Raw genomic sequence first — 18,238 nt, 5'->3', positions numbered from 1 at the left:
TAATCGCCCCTAGATTGAACAAATTTCAATCTGCAAAGTTCAACACGCTCTAAAGGCCTAGGTCTAAATCGTTAGTAATGTTGGTTACTACTTCACTTGCGGTGCTAAGTGCTACATCGTTACTAATTTGATCAGTAACCGCTGCACTCACCTGCCCGCTAACACTTTGCTGTACCGTGCTTTGTAAACTACTAACCGTACTGTCTTGCACACTGGCAATTAAAGATTGCTGAACACTGCTTACTACTTCATTACTGGTATTAATTGCATCACCTACTTGCAGTGCAGAGCTTACTGAGTTTGCAGCCGTATTAGTAATTGCTAATTGGTTTGTAAGCTCACCGGCATTAAGCGCATTATTTGCATCAGCTTGTGTAACTGAATCGGTAGCGCTGCCCACATTTGAAAGTAAAGAGGCATCGGCTGGTGTGTCGGTAGTATCTGGCTGAGCGCCTTGCTCAGAGGTAACAGAAAGTAATGACGACTGGCTCACAGCGGTTGTTAAATTACCCGCCGATGAGGTTAACTGCGTTGTTGTATCAAGCGCTGTATTGGCTGTGGTAGTGCTTGTGGTATTTAAAGACGCGGCCGATGCATTTAATGCATTATTTAAAGATGAGCCGGCAGATGCAACTAATGAATTTGCAGGCTCTGCGGCTTCGCTGCTTTCTTGCGCTGGAGTTTGCGTGTTATTCGCCGTCGAATCTGTGTTTTGCGAATCATCAGCCGTTACTTGTGTATCGTTAGATACGTTTGACTCGTTGCTACCACTGGCTGTTAAACCATTTTGTGAAAGCGCAATAGATGTAGATGTTTGTTGCTGCGCCGACGTTGACTGAGATAGTTCAATATCAGCGGCTTGCACTGCACCTGTAAAAGTACACACACCGCTTAACATCATTACGCTTACAATTTTATTTAATTTAGTCATTGTTTTGTCCTCTAGTTTGTCGGATTGACATAAAGAAGACGATTTACAAAAACACTTTATTCCAAAAATAAATAAAAAATTATAATAACGTTACTTAATTATTTAAGTTTCATACTCTTAAATATAAATTACTCGTTTACTGCGTAAGCGTTTCACTGTTTTGGATCAGCAGTAACAGCTCGGCAGTGGCGGTAGCATCAGCCAATGCGCGGTGATGGCTGGTTAAATTTAAATTAAAATGCGTACTAAGGTTACCAAGCGAATACGACTTTAAGCCTTTAAACGCTCTGCGCGATTCAACCACGGTGCACATTTTTGGCATTTTAAAAAAGTGCCCTGCAACCTCGCATTCTTTTTTTATAAAACCGTAATCAAAGTTTACGTTATGGGCTACAAAAATACTGCCTGCAAGTTTATCTAGTAGTGGCTTGGCTATATCGGCAAATACAGGCGCGTTGTAAACCATGCCATCGCTTATGCCGGTCAATTTAGTAATAAAGCTTGGGATATGGCGCTGCGGATTAATAAGTGTCGTCCAGGTATCAATTACTTTACCGTGCTGCACTTTAACAATGCCAATTTCGGTAATGCGGTTACCGCCTTTTAAGCCACCCGTGGTTTCTATATCAACCACGCTGTAAATACGGTTAGGATCTACAAACCACTTAACAGCAGCAATATGTACTGTAAAGCCTACATTTTTTAAATTATCAATAGTGGTAAGTTGGTTGCGCCTAAGCTTATCGCCTGGGGCTTTTACCTCTTCAAAATGTACTTGGCCATTATTAATAACCATTAAGTCGGGGTAGCCGTCTTTTAGCTGTAAATAGTGTTTGCTCATAGCCGTTAAGTGCGCAATTAACGCCTCAAGCGGGCTGTTTAAAATAAGTGCCTCTAGTGGCTCTAATAAATTGCTGCGCCATCTAAATAAACCATTGGGCTGCTCAAAATACTGCGCGGCATGTTTACATACCAAATTAAGCAGCGCCTGATTAGTGCTACAGCTTTTTAAACGTGCGTCAATTTGCGTGCTTTGCGCTTCATAAAAATTACCAAGCTGTAAAACTTGCGGGTAAATATCAAATTCATTACACGGCGGGTATGGCGATTCAATAAATAACTCGTGCCAAAATACCAAGCCAAACAAGCTTAGCCATAAGGTATTTTCGGTATTAAAAACCGTTAACCCTTTTGCACTGTAATGCTCATTTACGCCTTGCTCTACATCGCCTCGGTAAATTTCGTCAATTTCAAGCACACATTGGGTGTCGGCCAGCATAGTGCTTAAGCGCGAACGCGTTTGTTTATTAAACTTTCGCATCAAAAAGTCATCAGCAAAGTACAGTAAATCGTCGGTGAGTGGGTTTTCTATAATTTGCTCTAGCTGCGCTTTTACCCACGCTTTATTACCTAGGCGGTATTGCTCTCTTATTTGAATTTCTTGGGCTTCAGCGTAATCGGTGCAGCCTTCAAGTAGGCTAAAGGCAAGTTCGCTATCGGTATTTTTAAGTTGTTTATACAGCCTAACCAGCAGTTTATTTTTAATGTCGTGCGCTTGTGCGCCATGCGCCGGTTGCGCTAAAACTAAATGCGCAAGCTCGGTGTAAGGGGTTTTGTCATCAAAGGTTTCATCTTTTGTATTACCGGCTATTTTGCCGATGTTTTTAAACGCTAAACGGTAACGATTTAAAACGTAATTAGATTGCGCCTCAGCCAATGTATTAAAGCGCGACAAGCTCTCGCTGTGCCCTTCGCGGGTAGCGGTTAACCCTAAATCGCGCATAACAAAGCGGTTTTGATGGTTTACATCGCCACTACTTAAGCGCCCTGCAAATAAAAACTCAAAATACTCGTAATAATCTTCACGGTTATTAATGACATACTGGCTATATAAAGGGGCAAGCTCATCTGCGCGCTCACTAAAAAACTGACACGCAATAGTAACCAATTCCCCTTTAGCTGCGCTTTTTTTAAAGCTTACTTGCTCACTGTAATTACTGAGTAACTCCACCAGCATGGGCTTGGTTAAATGCGCTATAAGCTGCTTGTAATGCTGTGCGTTTGGCTCATATAAAATACCCGCTGTTTTTAGCGTATAAATAGCCTGATGCGGCGAAGTTATTTCTTCATAATTGAGCGATTGCGCCTGCACTAAATAAGGCTTGCGCGAATACACACGCGCCAACATGCATTGGCTTTGCTCATCTAGTTGGTTAATTTTACTAATAAATTCACTATGTTTAGGCTCAAGTAAATGCATACATTTACTTGTTACAAACTCAATAAGCTCTCTAAAATGCGCTAAATAGTATTTTGCTGGTAATTCTTTTTTCATAACATCGCCACAACTGTATATAAAAACAGTATCTAGCATTTGTGCTTATTATTCAATCTTAAACTTGTAACTAAAACACGCTATAGTGAGCGTATAAAAGCAAATTTATTAAAAATAAAGGACTTACCATGAGCGCGCACCCATACGATGTTTTATCACTCAATAACGGCGCAAATATTATTTTTACACCTTGCCCTGGTACAAAAACGCAAAACCTAGCGGATTCAATCGCTACATTAAAAGCCGCTGGCACTCACATGCTACTATCGCTTATGCCACAAAAGGAGCTTGAAAAAAACAATGTAGAAACAATTAATAGTGAGTGCAAAAAGCACGATATAACCTGGTTTCATTTACCTATAAATGACGACGAAGCACCCAAACAGCCTTTTACATCAAGCTGGAATACCCACAAAACAGACATACTACAAGCCATACAGCAAAAACAAACCATTGCCATTCATTGCAAAGGCGGCACTGGCCGCACAGGGTTGGTTGCTGCGCTTATTTTAAATTCGGCAGGTTACACAAAAGATGAGGTATACAGCTTAGTACAAGGTATTCGCCCTAAAGCGCTGAGTATAGAGCTACAAAAAGAATACTTTAATAACTTTGAGGTATGAGGGAGAAACTGGGTAATATGTTAACGCTCATTCTTAGTTACCCTTGGCAAGCTTAGCCACTTATTAACGGTAACTAATCGTAATTATGTAAACCAAAAAAACACCAAATAGGATTGAGCCAATACCTGCAGGCCTAAATGTACTTTTAAATTTTTGAGCAGACCACACAGCAATTAAGTACACCTCGCTCTCCTAAAAACTAATGCCTGCATAAGGCAATACAGTCGGACTTGACTAAAGTTAGCTAAAGAGTAGTGAAACCAAGTACTTTACGCCTCTTAATACTGTTGCTATTAGACTCGCAAGCTCATGTAGTAAAAACGATCGTCTTTTCTATCGACTGCAAATCCAATACGGCTATATAACTTAAATGCTGGGCTACGCTGAAATACTTTGAGATCTATGAATTTGACGCCTTGTTGACGAGCCATATCAACTACTTTAGCAATAACGTGAACACCATAACCTTTGTTTTGATAAGTAGCTGCAATCTGAATATCGCGAAGTTGGCAACGCCCTTCATCAAACGATAAGCGCACGACACCTATGTGTTGCTCCTTACACAAAATATCAAAATTTTTAAGGTTTTTGGTAGCTTGATAAACGTCTTCTACATCCCAATCTACCGCATACATTTCGTAATAGGGTTTCATATTGTTAAACGTAAACTGTGCGGCAGTCTTTAGGTCTTCAGTAGCAACAATCTCTAGCATACATCTAGCCTCAAAAAAGAATTAATACTCAATAAACTAATTAGCCACTTTAATTGAATAAGCTAAACTGCGCTATAAATTACGCGTGCTAATTGGTTAATTAGTTTTAACCAGCTTTCAGGGGACATATTCAACTTTTAACTTAAAAGAATACTTTGAAAGTTTTAGCAGTTAATAAAAAGCTAACGTAAAACAGCAAAGCTACTAATAGTTAAACGCCCATTAATTGGATCGCGTGCATAATCGTTAGCCGCATTTATATTACCAGAATGCAATAAGTTGCTTGGGTATATAACAACCCGATTTAACTTTGCCTCTACACTGTAAACTTGCTCAAACAAAGCTGTACTGCCATTTATATAATGTGGGTTTTTGTGAAGCTTTTGCGCCATGGCTTGCTGCTTAATAGTTTGCCTATATGGCATAAGTCGCTCTTTTGTTATGCGTTCATACCCTAGGGCTCTATGCTTATAAAATGAAGTGCCACCATGCGTTTCATCACATAAAAAGTGCACCATAGCAAGTTGATTCATATTAGGTGTATCAAAATGAGGGAGCATTTGTATTGGCCTTAGCTCATCAGGTTCAGTGCATGCAATTGAAAAAGCAGAAAGTATTACATCAAACTCGCTTTTATCTGTCATATCAAAGTGTGAATTAATAATTGGCGCAAGGCCTTTTAACCGCTCGATATAACTAAGCGGTGCTGCTTTTCTTACTCCTGGATAAAAATCACTTTCTTGTGCGCAAAATGTTTCTCTAGCGTTTTGAGAAAACACAGCAAAATTAATAAGTGCATCTACATTATTTACAAAATCATCAATAACAATAATTGGGGTTTGCTCTTCCCCAACAGTGTGTATCTGTAACACCATATTTTTGTTAAGTGTAAAATCAATCATCGGCTAAATTAAGCACCGCATTTTTACGCTCAATCAATGGGTATATTTGGCCAAGTGAGGTTATAACAGTATAAATAGCGGGTAATAAAGCGCGTTGATGTAAAAGCGTAATTTGATCACTATCAAGTTGTGCGAGTCTTTCTTGATTAATAGTGTATAAGCCGTTTAACTTTGTTTTTTGACTGTTCTGAAACGTTACCTCAAGCGATAATGGCTGCAGTAGCTCATGCTGTAACAAGGTATCTATTAACTTTTTATTGTCTATTTCGCCTTGTAGTAAATGCCCTAAACACTGCTTTATTTTTTTAAAATAACCACTTTCTTCTGCGTTTTGGGTATAAATTGGTTCTAAATCATTCTGGCTTTGCGCTTGGTTATTAATGACTGCTGGGCTATTTAAATTAATACACACAGGGTATTGAGTTTGCTTTGCATGAGTATCACCAACAAAAAATGGCTGACGCTGTAACTGAAGCGGTAAATATACTCCCTGCCACTGCGAGTGCTGATAAAACAAGTTCTCATGTTGCTCAAAGCCTAATAAAGCATTGAGTGTAAACTGCCCTGTTTCTGAGTTTTTTGCAAAAACTATAGGCTGCTGAACGGCAATTTGATTAAGTTCTGCCATAACAACAGGGATCATATTAATGTTTTCAGCGTGTGATTGTGCTTTTTGTGTGTCTATTTTTATATGCTGGTGAGCACTTTGCTCTAATGCGACTAAATTTTCCATGCGTGTCTCTTTATTGTTTTTATGTGTAAATTTTTAAGCTAAATAGTGCTAAAGCCATGACTCTTAATTTTATTTAACAATTCTCGGTTACTAGGTAAGTTAGTGACTGCTTGGTTTATCATGCTTTTATTTTTATCAAACTGACTTTTAGCAAAATCAGTGTCTTTAAGCATATAGGAAGTTGTGCTGTAGTCACTTTTAAAGCCCATACCATATAAAACATATTGATAACTCGCCGCTGGAAACACCTCATTGTTACTTGTAAAGTCGTGGTCAGCAGGGGCGCGGTATTGCCATAATTTCATTAGATCTTGTAGGCTTTGAGGAATCGTTTTTGGGTCTCTGTTATCACGCCAAAATGCGTTATCGTCACGGGTTGATAAAATATAGTGTAACTTTAAAAAGTCGATTATTTTTTCCCACCTGTAGCTAAACGTCTCATTAAAGCGCTTGGCGGTAATATCCATAATATCGCGGGTGTGGGGGAGTTGTTCGCTTATCATTTGCGCTGACATTTCTACTAATACCAATGCAGAAGCTTCAAGCGGTTCCAAAAAGCCAGCCGAAAGCCCTACCGCAACACAGTTGTTCTGCCAAAAGTGTGAGCGATGGCCACTTTTAATAGGGATTTTTCTAATTGTTAACGACTCTATTTTATCGCCAACATACTCTTTAAGCTTTTCTCGTGCTTGTGCTTCGCTACTGTATTTACTCGAATACACATAACCTACCCCACGGCGGTGTTGTAACCCTATATCCCATATCCAGCCTGCTTCTTGCGCTGTTGAAATTGTGTGAGACGCAATGCTCTCATCTTCATTCTCATAGGGGACTTGCACTGCTAAGGCGGTATCGATAAACAGCACATCATCGCAAGGCATAAAAGGAACCTTATAATGCTCGCCTAATAACAATGATGAAAAACCGGTACAATCGACAAATAAATCACCGCTAATTTCACCTTGTTGCTTTGTGGTAACACTTGCAATATCGCCATTTTTAGCACTATTGACCTGTGTTACATCAGCTAAAAAATGTTTAACGCCAAGCTCCTGCGTACAATGTTTTTGTAAAAAAACGGCAAATTTTGCCGAGTCTAAGTGGTAGGCATAATTGGCTAAGGCAGCATATTCTGGGGTGCGAATTGTTTTAGGAGCAAGCCCTTGCTCACAAATAGCTTCTTGGTAACATACTGCATTAGAAAAAGACGTTGACTCAGCGGTATTATTTAACCAATGCCCTGCCATATCTGTTTTTGAAAAGCCCTGTGGCAAAACTAATGGGTGATAATAAAAATCATCATTGCTGCCATCCACCCATTTGGCAAATTTTGCACCTTGTTTAAAGCTTGCTTCGCACTCACGTATAAAGTCGGTTTCGCTAATACCAAGTGCTATTAATGTACTACGCATGGTAGGCCAAGTGCCTTCACCAACACCTATAATTGGTACATTTGGAGATTCAACTAGCACAACATTAAGGCCATCGGGGGTATTACTTTTATGGTGCGCCGCTAATCGTCCGGCTGTTAGCCAGCCCGCTATACCACCACCAACGACAACCACTGTTTTTATTTTTTTATTTTGCTGGTTCATACTTGTTACCTATAAAGGCATATTTAAAAAGTGGCTATTACTAAATGTAAAAGCCACTTTATTAATTAAAGTTAAAAACTACCGCGAATACCTAACGCAAAACGTCGTCCGCTATCTTCAACCAATAATAATTGATTAGAAAAACGACCACGCTTGTGCACATATTCTTCGGTTAAGTTAATACCTTCAAAAAATACCGATACATTTTCGGTAATGTCATAGCTGCCGCTAGCATCAAGTTGTGCGTAATCTTCCACAATTGTCACACCATCACCATTTAGCTGTGTAAGTGACTGTACGAAGCTATCGCGCCAGTTATAGGCTAAACGCGCTTGAAATGGTCCATTCTCATAAAAGCCAACCACATTATAAGAGTCGCTTAAGCCTGTTAATGCAAATACTTGAGTTATATCTGCAGGGTCTAGCTCTGCATCACTGTCTACAAATGTTGCATTAACCATAAAGCCAAAGCCACTGTCAAAACTATGCTGTAAGGCTATTTCCCAGCCATCAACAATCGCCGATTCGCTATTATTTGGTAAGGTGTTTGTAAATACAGCCGTTGAGTCGGCTGCATCAGGGCTATCTACATCGTTACCTGTTGAAGGGTCAGTCAACAATCCGCCACCAGACAATTCAAAGGTTAAATCTTCAGTGGTATTGATAATGAAGTTAGCAACATTCTTTCTAAAGTAACCAGCGGATAAATAACTGGCATCAGCGTAATACCACTCTAATGATAAATCTAAGTTATCAGAGGTAAACGGTTCAAGTTCAGGGTTACCAGAGCTTGATGTTAAATTGCCCCCCTGCCGAGTTGTTTCGATTACAGTTACAGGCGACATACTATCGAGTGTTGGTCGTGTAATTGTTTGTGATACAGCAGCACGTGCTATTAGCTCATCGCTTATTTCAAGCTTTACACTAAAGTTAGGTAAAATCGCTTCGTAATCTGAACTTGCTGAAATATTTTCTACGGCGCCAAAGTTTGCGAGCATTTCCGTTTTATCTAAGATTGTTAATGCACTAACTGGCTCGTCTGTGCCTTTTACTTCTACATCGGTGCTTTCGTATCTAAAGCCGGCTGTTGCGTATAAAGGCATGCCTGCAAGTTCAGCTTCAAAATCAAATTCTGTATAAAACGAGAAAGTATCTTCAGTTATCTCAAACGACTTATTACGCTTAACTGCATCAAAACTAATAGGCTGACCATTCGCTGCAGCTATTTGCTCAAGGTACGCAAAGTTTGCCTCACCATCATGTGCAAGCCATGACGTTGGCATACGACCGCTGCCGCTCACATCAGATAAAAAGTCATCTCCTGCGTCAAATACAAATTGCGCTAAGCCATCCATACTTGGGTCATCTGGGTAACCACAAAAAGTACAGTGAATACCAACACCTTCGTTATCCCAACGATCAAGGTTTTTAGTTTCAGTTGAATACATAGCACCAAATTTGACCGAGACTAGGCCTGATGTACCATCGTTATGCCAAATGCTATCCCAACGAAACTGATCCACGGTATCTTCTACAGCCCAACCACGGCGTAGCATTACATGTGCTCGGCTATTGGCTGTATCTAAATGGTTTGATACGCCATCAGGTGTAACTGCAGGGTTATAAGCAACACCGTCCAGCTCTTGCTGGCCGCTATAAATGTTAGGGTTAGCAGAGGCAAACTCACTCGCATAAGGTAAAATACCCCCATCCACTTCAAATCGAACTCGGTTAGCATAGCCAATCAACGATAACTGATCCCCGCCACCATTATTAGCCTCACGCTCAGCTTTTGAGTGGCTTAAATCAAACTTCATATTTAAGTTATCGTTTACATGCCAATCAAAGTTTAAACCTAATGCGCTAGAGTTAGTTAAACGATCAAACTTTTTAGCGTGCATATCGGTGGCAAGGCCTACCTCTTGATATAAATCAACCACAGTGCCATTTTCATCAACAGTTGGCCCTGCAGCGCCGCCAAAGCCTTCTAAGTTTGGCGCTGTAAACCAATGCCCATAAGACGTTGTGTCTGCTTCTACATCAAAATCAGAGTAGAGCGCATCAGCAGTGATAACTAAATCATCTGAAGGTGCGTACTGTATTACTAAGTTTGCATTGGTACGTGTACGTGTTTCTGTTGTTACTTTATGATCGTAATTACGCGGCGAAAAAATATTACCGGTGTATGCTTGCCCGCTTTGAGTTTGCGGGTTTGGGACGCCCACGTTTTCTAACCAGCCGTCTACCTGCGCCTGGTTTAAGCGTGTTTCGCGCTCTTGGCGAGAAACAGCGAACAACACACCCAATGTGTCATCATTAAATGTATTACTAATTAATCCAGAAATTTCAGGTGTGGTTTCTTCGCTATTTTCATCGTAAATACCCTTAACGCTACCTGCCACTTTAAAACCGCTAATCGCAAATGGTCGCGCAGTATTTACATTTACTGTTGAGCCAATACCACCAGATTGCATAGTGGCTGTTGAGGTTTTAAATACATCTAAGCTTTTAACTAGCTCTGATGCAATAGTATCAAAGCTAAACGCACGGCTTTGATTTTCAGAGGCCATTTGGCGACCATTTACAAGCACAGTATTAAACTGCGGGCCAAAACCACGCACCGTAATAAGCTGCCCTTCACCGCCTGAACGGTCTATTGAAACCCCCGTAATTCGCTGTAAAGACTCAGCTAAATTTGTGTCAGGAAATTTACCAATATCTTCTGCTGAAATGGAGTCGACCACGCCGCCCGCTTCTCTTTTGGCATCCATAGCTCGGCCAAGCGAGCCTCTGATCCCGCGTACTTCAATTATTTCTGGTTCTTGTGCTGCTGTCTCTGCCACTGCAGGGAGCGTTGCCATTGTGCTTAGTACAGCTAGTACAGCACTGGACACGCCATTTTTTTTATAGTTAGCCATGTTGTCAGTTCTCTCGAAACTTGGGTCTATTAAAATAGATATTTGCCCATCTTCGCTAACATGCGGTTGCAACCCTGTGCCATCGAGTAAAATCTGTAATGCGTTTATTATTGAATACTCGCCAGCAATAGTATTTGTTTGTAACTGCTGAATTTTATCCAGCGGAAAAAGCAAAGTAATATCGGCTTGCTCGGCAAAATTTATTAGCGATAAATCAGCCCTTTGTCTTGGAATATTAAACACAGCTTTATCGTTTACAGCGCTCGCTTTTACCTCGGTGGTGAGTAAGCTAAAAACCAGCGCATAAAGCGGTAAACAAAGCGGCAAATGTAAATATTCCTTGTGTATAGTTTTTGGCCATACACAGAACAAAGACGAGTGACTTTTTATTTTCCTCCATAAATTTTTTTTATTTTTTTTTAATAAATTATTTTTTTGACTAGCCATGCTAATTTTTTTTATGCCTTTATTATTTTTATTGTTTGCGCTTTTAACTGTATTTTTAAACAATTAAAAATACAGTCCACATTGCAATTTTTTACTTATTAATTAAAAAGTTAAAGTTTCTAAAGTACAGAGCCAGTACTTAGTAAGGTATTTATAATGGCAAAAACTGTAGTACACTTCGCCTTTACATTACAAGCTTTATGCCCTTTGCGGTTAGTGAACATTAAATTTAAAAATAAAAAAACTTATTTATTTTTAAATTTAATGGCGGATTTTTTCTTACCATTCGTCTTAGTTTGTATTGGCAAAACAATAACAATAATTGCCGTAAACACACACACGAGACACACACTAAATGACGAAAGACACACTTTTTTATAAGGTCTATTTGGCCTCGCGCAAAAGTCTCTCAAATGTAGTTGCACGTATAGTGCCGCCACATGAAATTGAAGATATAGTGCAAGAAACTTATGTGCGAATTTGTCAGATTAAAAACACTGAAAACATAAGCTCACCAAAATCTTTTATTTATAAAACGGCGCGAAATTTAGCGCTCGATTACCAAAAGCAAGCCAATATACGCCTAGTCGATGGGATCGACAACATGGAAGCGTTAGAGCAACTCTTATCGGAACACCAGCAAGACGAAATGTACGAAAAAGCACTCACCGATAGTGAATTTTCTAATTTTTGTGAAGCCATACGGCTTTTACCTGTGCAGTGCCGTAAAGTGTTTGTATTAAAAAAAGTGTATGGTTATTCGCAGCGAGAAATTGCTGCTCAATTAAACCTTAGTGAAAGTACCGTGGAAAAACATATAGCAACAGGCATGAAACGTTGTACGCAATTTATGCGTCAATCTACAAAAAGTGTTTATGGGCAACCAAATACTTCTTCGCAGCTAAATGCAGGAGGGAGGAATGAGTAATGTTCATCATATAAACGAACGAAACACTAGCGACGATGCGCGCCTTGATAAAGCAAGTGAGTGGCTGGCTAAACTTGATCGTGGACTGTCTAAGCTCGAAGAACAAGCGTTAAAGCAATGGTTGTCACAATCTTATAAAAATGTAGAGGTGTTACTTGAAGTAGCACAGCTGTGGGACAAAATGGACGACCTCAGCCGCTTGTCAGATCTGTTTCCACAAACACCAGTAAAACAAAAACGCCTCCCTGTGTGGTTAGGTGCAACAGCTGCATCTATTTTATTAGCTGTTGCACTTAGCTTTTTTCAAGAAGCGTTTAACTTTTCATTTTTTTACCCGGTTAATCAATCAGCTGTGGTTGCTAAACAGCTTAACTTTCAAACCGACGTAGGTGAAAGTAAGGACATACTGCTTTCTGATAAAAGTAAAATCACCTTAAACACAAATAGCTTTGTTCAAGTGAGGTATACCCAACACGCTCGCGTAATAAATTTACTGCGTGGCGAAATTCATATAGACGTAGCTCACGATAAAATGCGCCCTTTAAGTGTTATCGCTGGTGATAAAGTTATTCAGGCTGTTGGTACTGCATTTAATGTAGAAGTAGGTCAAAAGCAAATAGAACTGATTGTGACAGATGGCAAAGTCCTTGTTGCAGAGCAAAGTACCAAACCGTTACCAAATCTTTCCCAAGGGACTAATAAACAAGGTCAGTATTTATCAAATAGTTCAACTTCGGTGTCAAAGGGAGAAAAACTTGATTTAAGCTTCAAAGGCAAAATTGCTAAAGCGGCCGAAAAAGTTGATCCTATGGATGTAGCCGCTAGATTATCGTGGCGTAAAGGTAGCTTAATATTTAGAGGTGAATCACTTGCTGAAGCAATGGCTGAAATCAGCCGCTATACAAATATAGATTTCGAGCTTTCAGAGGATGACCGTCTCAAAAAAGTACAAGTAGCTGGCATGTTCAAAACGGGCGATATTAAAGGACTGCTAGAAGTATTAAACAATAATTTTAATATTGATTATGAAAGAGTTAGCCCAGATAAAATTCGTTTAAAATACGCAGCACCACACGTCTCAATATAGTAAAGTACACAATAATAAAAACCAGGACACACAATTATGACATCACCTCTCTCGCCGAGCAGTAATAGCTCGGCGCACACATTGGGCACATGCTCTCTTTTTTACGTAATTTTTATTTCTGCAGTGGCTGCTATTGGTGGCTTTTTATTTGGTTTTGACTCGGGTGTTATTAACGGCACGGTGTCGGCACTCGGTAATGCGTTTAATTCAAGCAGTGTAGCTACGGGCTTTAACGTAGCGTCTGTATTACTTGGCTGTGCCTTAGGTGCACTTGCTGCGGGGCCGCTGGCTGATAAGTTTGGTCGCCGTGCAATTATGATCATCACCGCGATTATTTTTGCCATTAGTGCGTTTGGCTCAGGCATTAGCGAAAGCTCGGCCGAGTTTATTTTTTACCGCTTATTTGGTGGCTTAGGTATTGGTGCGGCATCGGTATTGGCACCAGCTTATATTGCGGAGGTTGCACCACCTGCCCTTCGTGGTCGTTTAGCTACATTACAGCAACTCGCTATTGTATTGGGTTTATTTGCTGCGTTTTTAAGTAACTATTTAATTGCTGATGCAGCAGGCAGCGCGCAAAATATTTTAATGCTTGATATAGCCGCTTGGCGCTGGATGTTTTGGGCTGAGCTTGTGCCTGCAATACTGTTTTTAGTGGGTGTGTTGTTTATCCCTGAGTCGCCTCGTTATTTAGTGGCGCAAGGTAAAGTGGACGATGCAAAAACAGTATTTAGTAAAATTTCGAACGACAACGTTGCTGCGCAAATAAGCGATGTTAAAAGCTCCTTACGTAGCGATAAAAAGCCAAGTATTCGCGATTTATTTATTGATGGCAGTAAAAAAGTACACCCGATTGTATGGGCGGGTGTTGCGCTGAGTGTGTTTCAGCAATTTGTAGGTATAAACGTGGTGTTTTATTACGGCTCTGAGCTTTGGCAAGCCGCTGGGTTTGACGAGTCGCAATCGTTATTTATAAATGTATTAGCGGGCACGACTAATATTATATCGACCTTTATTGCTATTGCCCTTGTTGACAAAATTGGCCGTAAGCCACTGCTATTAGTAGGCAGTATTGGTATGTTTATCAGCTTAAGCGCGCTTACTTATATATTTGGCAGCGCAGGCCTTGATGAAGCAGGCAAGCTTGCACTTAGCGATAACATGGGTACGTTTGCGCTTATTATGGCTAACTTATTTGTGGTATTTTTTGGTTTAAGTTGGGGCCCCGTTGTGTGGGTGTTATTAGGCGAAATGTTTAATAACCGTATTCGCGGTGCAGCGCTTGCTGTTGCTGCAAGCGCGCAGTGGATTGCTAACTTTGCCATTACCATGACCTTCCCTATTATGCTGGCTAAAATTGGCCTTGCAGGTGCGTACGGCTTTTATGCTTTATCGGCACTTATTAGCATATTTTTTGTGGCTAAATACATTACAGAAACCCGTGGTAAAACACTTGAGTCTATGTAATTAGTCCTGAAAGCGGTGAACCCTTTTCACCGCTTTGTGTTTTTTAGGTAAATGATTGATTTAATATCAGTATTAAACCATCTAATAATTACTGCACTAAACATTGGCTTACCCCTCGCGTTCAGTATTCCTTTTTACTATAAGTAATCGATTTAAATTCCTTTTTTGAATATAGAAAATTAGCTATTGTCCGCGTTTTCCCACTACGTATGTCTATCAAAATGAAAAATAAGTTAGTATCTGGTTTGGCCCTAACCCTTACTTTAGGTTCGTTTAACGCATTTGCTACCAATGGGTATTTTACTCATGGTTATGGCATGACCCACAAAGGCATGGCGGGTGCGGGTGTTGCGCTATCTGAAGAGTTAATGTCTGGCGCTAATAACCCTGCTACCTTTTTAGCAAATGGCACGCAATTATCTGTGGGCTTAGAGCTTTTTTCGCCTGATCGAAAATACTCAGCATCCGATGTAGATACCTTTTACCCTGACGCATTCTACCTGCAAGCAAAAACCCAAAAAAGTGATAACACTTTATTTGCTATTCCTGAGTTTGCTATTGGCCACCAGCTTAATGACAAAGTAAGTATTGGCTTATTAGTTTATGGTAATGGCGGTATGAACACCGACTACAGCGCCGATTCAGAGCCTGAAGGCACATTTTATGCTGGCACTACGGGTGTTGATTTAAAGCAAATGTTTATTAGCCCAACAATAAGCTACAAACTTAACGAGCAAATACGCCTTGGTGTATCACCAATTTATGCAGTGCAGCAGTTTAAAGCTACAGGCCTTGGAAACTTTGCACCTTTTTCGCAATCGCCCAAGCCCTTACAAATAATGGCACCGACACCAGCACAGGCTTAGGTATTCAATTAGGTATTAGCCAAGATATAAACTCGTCATTAAGCTGGGGGGCAAGTTACCGCTCATCAGTATCTATGCAAGAGTTTAATAGCTATAAAGGTTTGTTTGCAGAGCAAGGTGGATTTGATTTACCTAGTTCGCTTCAAATTGGCGCAGCTTATAAAATTACGCCAAACAACCAGCTTGTATTTGATTGGCAAAAAATAAATTACAGTGAAGTAAACAGCATTGCTAACCCGATTGATAATTTAATGTCGGCTCCACTGGGTGGTGATGCGGGCGCAGGTTTTGGTTGGGACGATATGACCATTTATAAACTTGGCTATCAGTGGCAGCGTACAGCAAAACAAAAAATTCGCTTTGGTATTTCGTATACAGAGCAACCTATTCCTTCATCACACGTTTTACTTAATATTTTAGCGTCAGGTGTGCAAGAATGGCATTTTACTACGGGTTTTAGCCATTCTATTAGTAACACGGTACAATTAAATGCAATGGCTTTTTACTCGCCAGCTAAAAAAGTATCGGGTGCTAACTACTTAGCGCCAAACCAACAAATATCAATTGAAATGGAGCAATCAGGCCTAGGTGTGTCGGTTGTTTGGGGAATATAAAATGGTTACAGAGTTTACGCCAATAGCGGCAGCTATAGGGGGTGCTTTAATAGGAATAGCGTGCGCACTATTACTGGTTTTATACGGAAAAATAGCCGGTATATCAGGCATTGTTAAATATGTTTTTAATAAGCAAACGGCTGAGTCGCGTTGGAAATTATACTTTATTGTAGGGCTATTATTAGCCGGTATTGTGGTGCGTATATTTGCTCCGTCTTTATTAGAAGGTGAGCTGAGCTTATCGCCTGTGCTTATAGTGATAGCTGGGCTACTTGTCGGTATGGGCACCTCATTAGCTAATGGCTGTACAAGTGGCCATGGCGTATGTGGCATGTCGCGTTTTTCTACCCGTTCGTGGGTTTCAACATGTACATTTATGGCCGTGGCTATAATAACAGCAAACCTAGTAGGGTAAAAAAATGACAGCAGTAATTCATGTTATTTTAGGATTTATATTTGGTTTAGGGCTTATCATTAGTGGTATGACAAACCCCGACAAAGTACTTAACTTTTTAAATTTTCAAAACCAATGGGATGGCAGTTTAATTATTGTAATGGCTGTGGCTATGGGAATAATGATGCTGGCGTGGTTTTGGGTTGCCAAAAAAGATAAACCACTGCTTGGTGAAACGTTTACTTTAAGTGATGTTAAAAACATTAGCCCTCGGCTAATCACTGGCTCTGTACTGTTTGGTTTAGGCTGGGGATTAAGCGGCATATGCCCAGGCCCTGGCCTTGTGCAACTTACTTCACTTAAAATGGAATTTTGGTTATTTTTTGCAGCCGTACTTGGCGGTATGTGGTTAGCTAAAAAAGTATAAATTTAACCTCGGAAGATATACGGCCTTAGTCCTTCATTAAAACTGGCAGGTATTAGCTTGCCAGTCTAACCCTATTTAAATAGCCCCTCTTTCCTTGCCTTGGCTAACTATTCATATAGGTACATAACTTGCTGCTTACTCTTTTAAGTTTATAAAAGAGAGGTAAGTAATGTCTGCTACTACTTTTTACAACCTAACAGAGCAACCTTGGGTAGTTATTGCTATTTGTTTAGTTTCTATAACTATAGCTTTGTTTTGCATCCGCTTTTTTATAATGTACTGGCTTAAAAAGTGGACCTCTCATACTAAATTTATATTCGATAGCTTACTTATCGCCTCTATCTCTAAACCGCTTACCCTTTGCACAATTATTGTGCTACTCACCATTATAGAGCAAGGGTTGTTAATACAAGGCGAGCCGGTTGCGAGCTATATTTCGTTTTCGACCATTAATATTATTTTGGGCTTAGTGGCTATTATTTTATTTTTTGACCGCTTTTTTGTGGGCACCATTAATTACTACAGCAAAGAGTCGGCGGTAATTTTTAATTCGCAAAGTATTATTAAAGGCATTATTAGGGTAAGCGTTTTATCGGTCGGGGCTTTAGTGCTGTTAGGCACCTTGGGTATTTCTATTACACCTATAATTGCCTCGTTAGGTATTACGTCATTAGCGGTGGCACTTGCCCTGCAGCCCACCCTTGAAAACTTTTTTTCGGGCGTACAACTTGTTATAGATAAACCCATACGGGTGGGGGATTTTATTGAGCTTGAGTCAAAGGAGCAAGGCTTTGTAGAGAAAATTGGTTGGCGCTCTACGTGGGTTAAAATGCTGCCAAATAATATGATTATTATTCCTAATAGTCAGCTTTCTAAATCGCGTATTATTAATTACTTTTATCCCGAAAAAGAACTGAGCGTACCTGTTGATGTAAGCGTTCACTACAGCTCAGATCTAGAATTTGTAGAGCAAGTAACGCTAGAAGTTGCGCGCCAAGTACTGATTGACCATGAATGGGGGGTTGATGATTACAATACCTTTGTGGTGTATCACACCTTTGATAACTCAAGCATTAATTTTACCGTAATGCTGCGTGCAAAAGAGTACTTTAATCGGTTTTGGGTTAAATCTGCTTTTATTAAAGCGCTACATAAACGCTATAACCAAGAAGGTATTGTGATCCCCTTCCCTATTACAGCTATTAACACAGCGCAAGAAGCCGCTAATTTTAATAGCGATAAAAATTAAGCGCGAGAT

The 18,238-nt window shown here is 40.0% G+C and carries 16 protein-coding genes; 9 read left to right on the top strand and 7 right to left on the bottom strand.

Going from position 1 to position 18,238, the window contains the following annotated elements; all coding sequences use genetic code 11:
* Nucleotides 1-49 precede the first annotated feature (49 nt).
* Together VOI46_RS05550 and VOI46_RS05545 are read right to left on the bottom strand one after the other, a co-directional pair.
* Nucleotides 50-931, bottom strand: coding sequence for a hypothetical protein (locus VOI46_RS05550; protein ID WP_004585942.1), 882 nt, complete (start codon nucleotides 929-931; stop codon nucleotides 50-52).
* 136 nt (nucleotides 932-1,067) lie between these two features.
* Nucleotides 1,068-3,305, bottom strand: coding sequence for an exonuclease domain-containing protein (locus VOI46_RS05545; protein ID WP_004585941.1), 2,238 nt, complete (start codon nucleotides 3,303-3,305; stop codon nucleotides 1,068-1,070).
* Nucleotides 3,306-3,394: 89 nt separating this feature from the next.
* Here VOI46_RS05545 and VOI46_RS05540 point away from each other — a divergent pair, with 89 nt between their 5' ends.
* The gene (locus VOI46_RS05540; protein WP_004585940.1) at nucleotides 3,395-3,889 is read left to right on the top strand and encodes a dual specificity protein phosphatase family protein; all 495 of its coding nucleotides are present in this window, start codon (nucleotides 3,395-3,397) and stop codon (nucleotides 3,887-3,889) included.
* Between the two features lie 293 nt (nucleotides 3,890-4,182).
* Here the strand turns inward: VOI46_RS05540 and VOI46_RS05535 are convergent, their stop codons facing one another.
* The 5 genes from VOI46_RS05535 to VOI46_RS05515 all read right to left on the bottom strand — a co-directional run bounded on the left by VOI46_RS05535 (nucleotide 4,183) and on the right by VOI46_RS05515 (nucleotide 11,197).
* Complete coding sequence (locus VOI46_RS05535; protein ID WP_004585939.1) at nucleotides 4,183-4,602, bottom strand: GNAT family N-acetyltransferase; 420 nt, start codon at nucleotides 4,600-4,602, stop codon at nucleotides 4,183-4,185.
* Nucleotides 4,603-4,784: 182 nt separating this feature from the next.
* Nucleotides 4,785-5,504: a DUF6445 family protein gene (locus VOI46_RS05530; protein ID WP_004585938.1), complete on the bottom strand. Its 720-nt coding sequence runs from the start codon at nucleotides 5,502-5,504 to the stop codon at nucleotides 4,785-4,787.
* Nucleotides 5,497-6,237 (bottom strand): SapC family protein, encoded by a 741-nt coding sequence (locus VOI46_RS05525; protein WP_004585937.1) that lies wholly within the window; start codon nucleotides 6,235-6,237, stop codon nucleotides 5,497-5,499. The genes VOI46_RS05530 and VOI46_RS05525 overlap by 8 nt, the downstream gene beginning before the upstream one ends.
* Nucleotides 6,238-6,275: 38 nt before the next feature.
* A complete protein-coding gene (locus VOI46_RS05520; RefSeq protein ID WP_004585936.1) occupies nucleotides 6,276-7,832 on the bottom strand; it encodes a tryptophan halogenase family protein in 1,557 nt (518 codons plus the stop codon).
* Nucleotides 7,833-7,903: 71 nt separating this feature from the next.
* Nucleotides 7,904-11,197: a TonB-dependent receptor gene (locus tag VOI46_RS05515; RefSeq protein ID WP_083901788.1), complete on the bottom strand. Its 3,294-nt coding sequence runs from the start codon at nucleotides 11,195-11,197 to the stop codon at nucleotides 7,904-7,906.
* A gap of 355 nt (nucleotides 11,198-11,552) precedes the next feature.
* Here VOI46_RS05515 and VOI46_RS05510 point away from each other — a divergent pair, with 355 nt between their 5' ends.
* The 8 genes from VOI46_RS05510 to VOI46_RS05475 all read left to right on the top strand — a co-directional run bounded on the left by VOI46_RS05510 (nucleotide 11,553) and on the right by VOI46_RS05475 (nucleotide 18,229).
* Entirely contained in the window at nucleotides 11,553-12,125 is a 573-nt protein-coding gene (locus VOI46_RS05510; protein WP_004585933.1) for an RNA polymerase sigma factor, read from the top strand.
* On the top strand, nucleotides 12,118-13,212 hold the full coding sequence (locus VOI46_RS05505; protein WP_004585932.1) for a FecR domain-containing protein: 1,095 nt from the start codon (nucleotides 12,118-12,120) through the stop codon (nucleotides 13,210-13,212). Before VOI46_RS05510 ends, VOI46_RS05505 begins: the two co-directional genes overlap by 8 nt.
* A gap of 36 nt (nucleotides 13,213-13,248) precedes the next feature.
* Nucleotides 13,249-14,679, top strand: a complete 1,431-nt coding sequence (locus tag VOI46_RS05500) for a sugar porter family MFS transporter (protein ID WP_004585931.1) — start codon at nucleotides 13,249-13,251, stop codon at nucleotides 14,677-14,679.
* Nucleotides 14,680-14,900: 221 nt separating this feature from the next.
* The gene (locus tag VOI46_RS05495; RefSeq protein ID WP_252183187.1) at nucleotides 14,901-15,545 is read left to right on the top strand and encodes an outer membrane protein transport protein; all 645 of its coding nucleotides are present in this window, start codon (nucleotides 14,901-14,903) and stop codon (nucleotides 15,543-15,545) included.
* Nucleotides 15,497-16,159 (top strand): outer membrane protein transport protein, encoded by a 663-nt coding sequence (locus VOI46_RS05490; RefSeq protein WP_324738235.1) that lies wholly within the window; start codon nucleotides 15,497-15,499, stop codon nucleotides 16,157-16,159. Before VOI46_RS05495 ends, VOI46_RS05490 begins: the two co-directional genes overlap by 49 nt.
* A gap of 1 nt (nucleotide 16,160) precedes the next feature.
* Nucleotides 16,161-16,574: a YeeE/YedE thiosulfate transporter family protein gene (locus tag VOI46_RS05485; protein WP_004585930.1), complete on the top strand. Its 414-nt coding sequence runs from the start codon at nucleotides 16,161-16,163 to the stop codon at nucleotides 16,572-16,574.
* A 4-nt stretch (nucleotides 16,575-16,578) separates the two neighbouring features.
* Nucleotides 16,579-16,980 carry a DUF6691 family protein gene (locus VOI46_RS05480; protein ID WP_004585929.1) on the top strand — a complete coding sequence of 134 codons (402 nt, stop codon included), beginning with the start codon at nucleotides 16,579-16,581 and terminating at the stop codon, nucleotides 16,978-16,980.
* 169 nt (nucleotides 16,981-17,149) lie between these two features.
* Nucleotides 17,150-18,229, top strand: a complete 1,080-nt coding sequence (locus VOI46_RS05475; RefSeq protein ID WP_004585928.1) for a mechanosensitive ion channel family protein — start codon at nucleotides 17,150-17,152, stop codon at nucleotides 18,227-18,229.
* Nucleotides 18,230-18,238: the final 9 nt, after the last annotated feature.

Source organism: Pseudoalteromonas sp. CuT4-3 (assembly GCF_035666335.1).
Classification (GTDB): Bacteria; Pseudomonadota; Gammaproteobacteria; order Enterobacterales; family Alteromonadaceae; genus Pseudoalteromonas; species Pseudoalteromonas atlantica.
The sequence above is the reverse complement of the archived record's forward strand: the minus strand, read 5'-3'. Positions and strand labels throughout refer to the sequence as shown.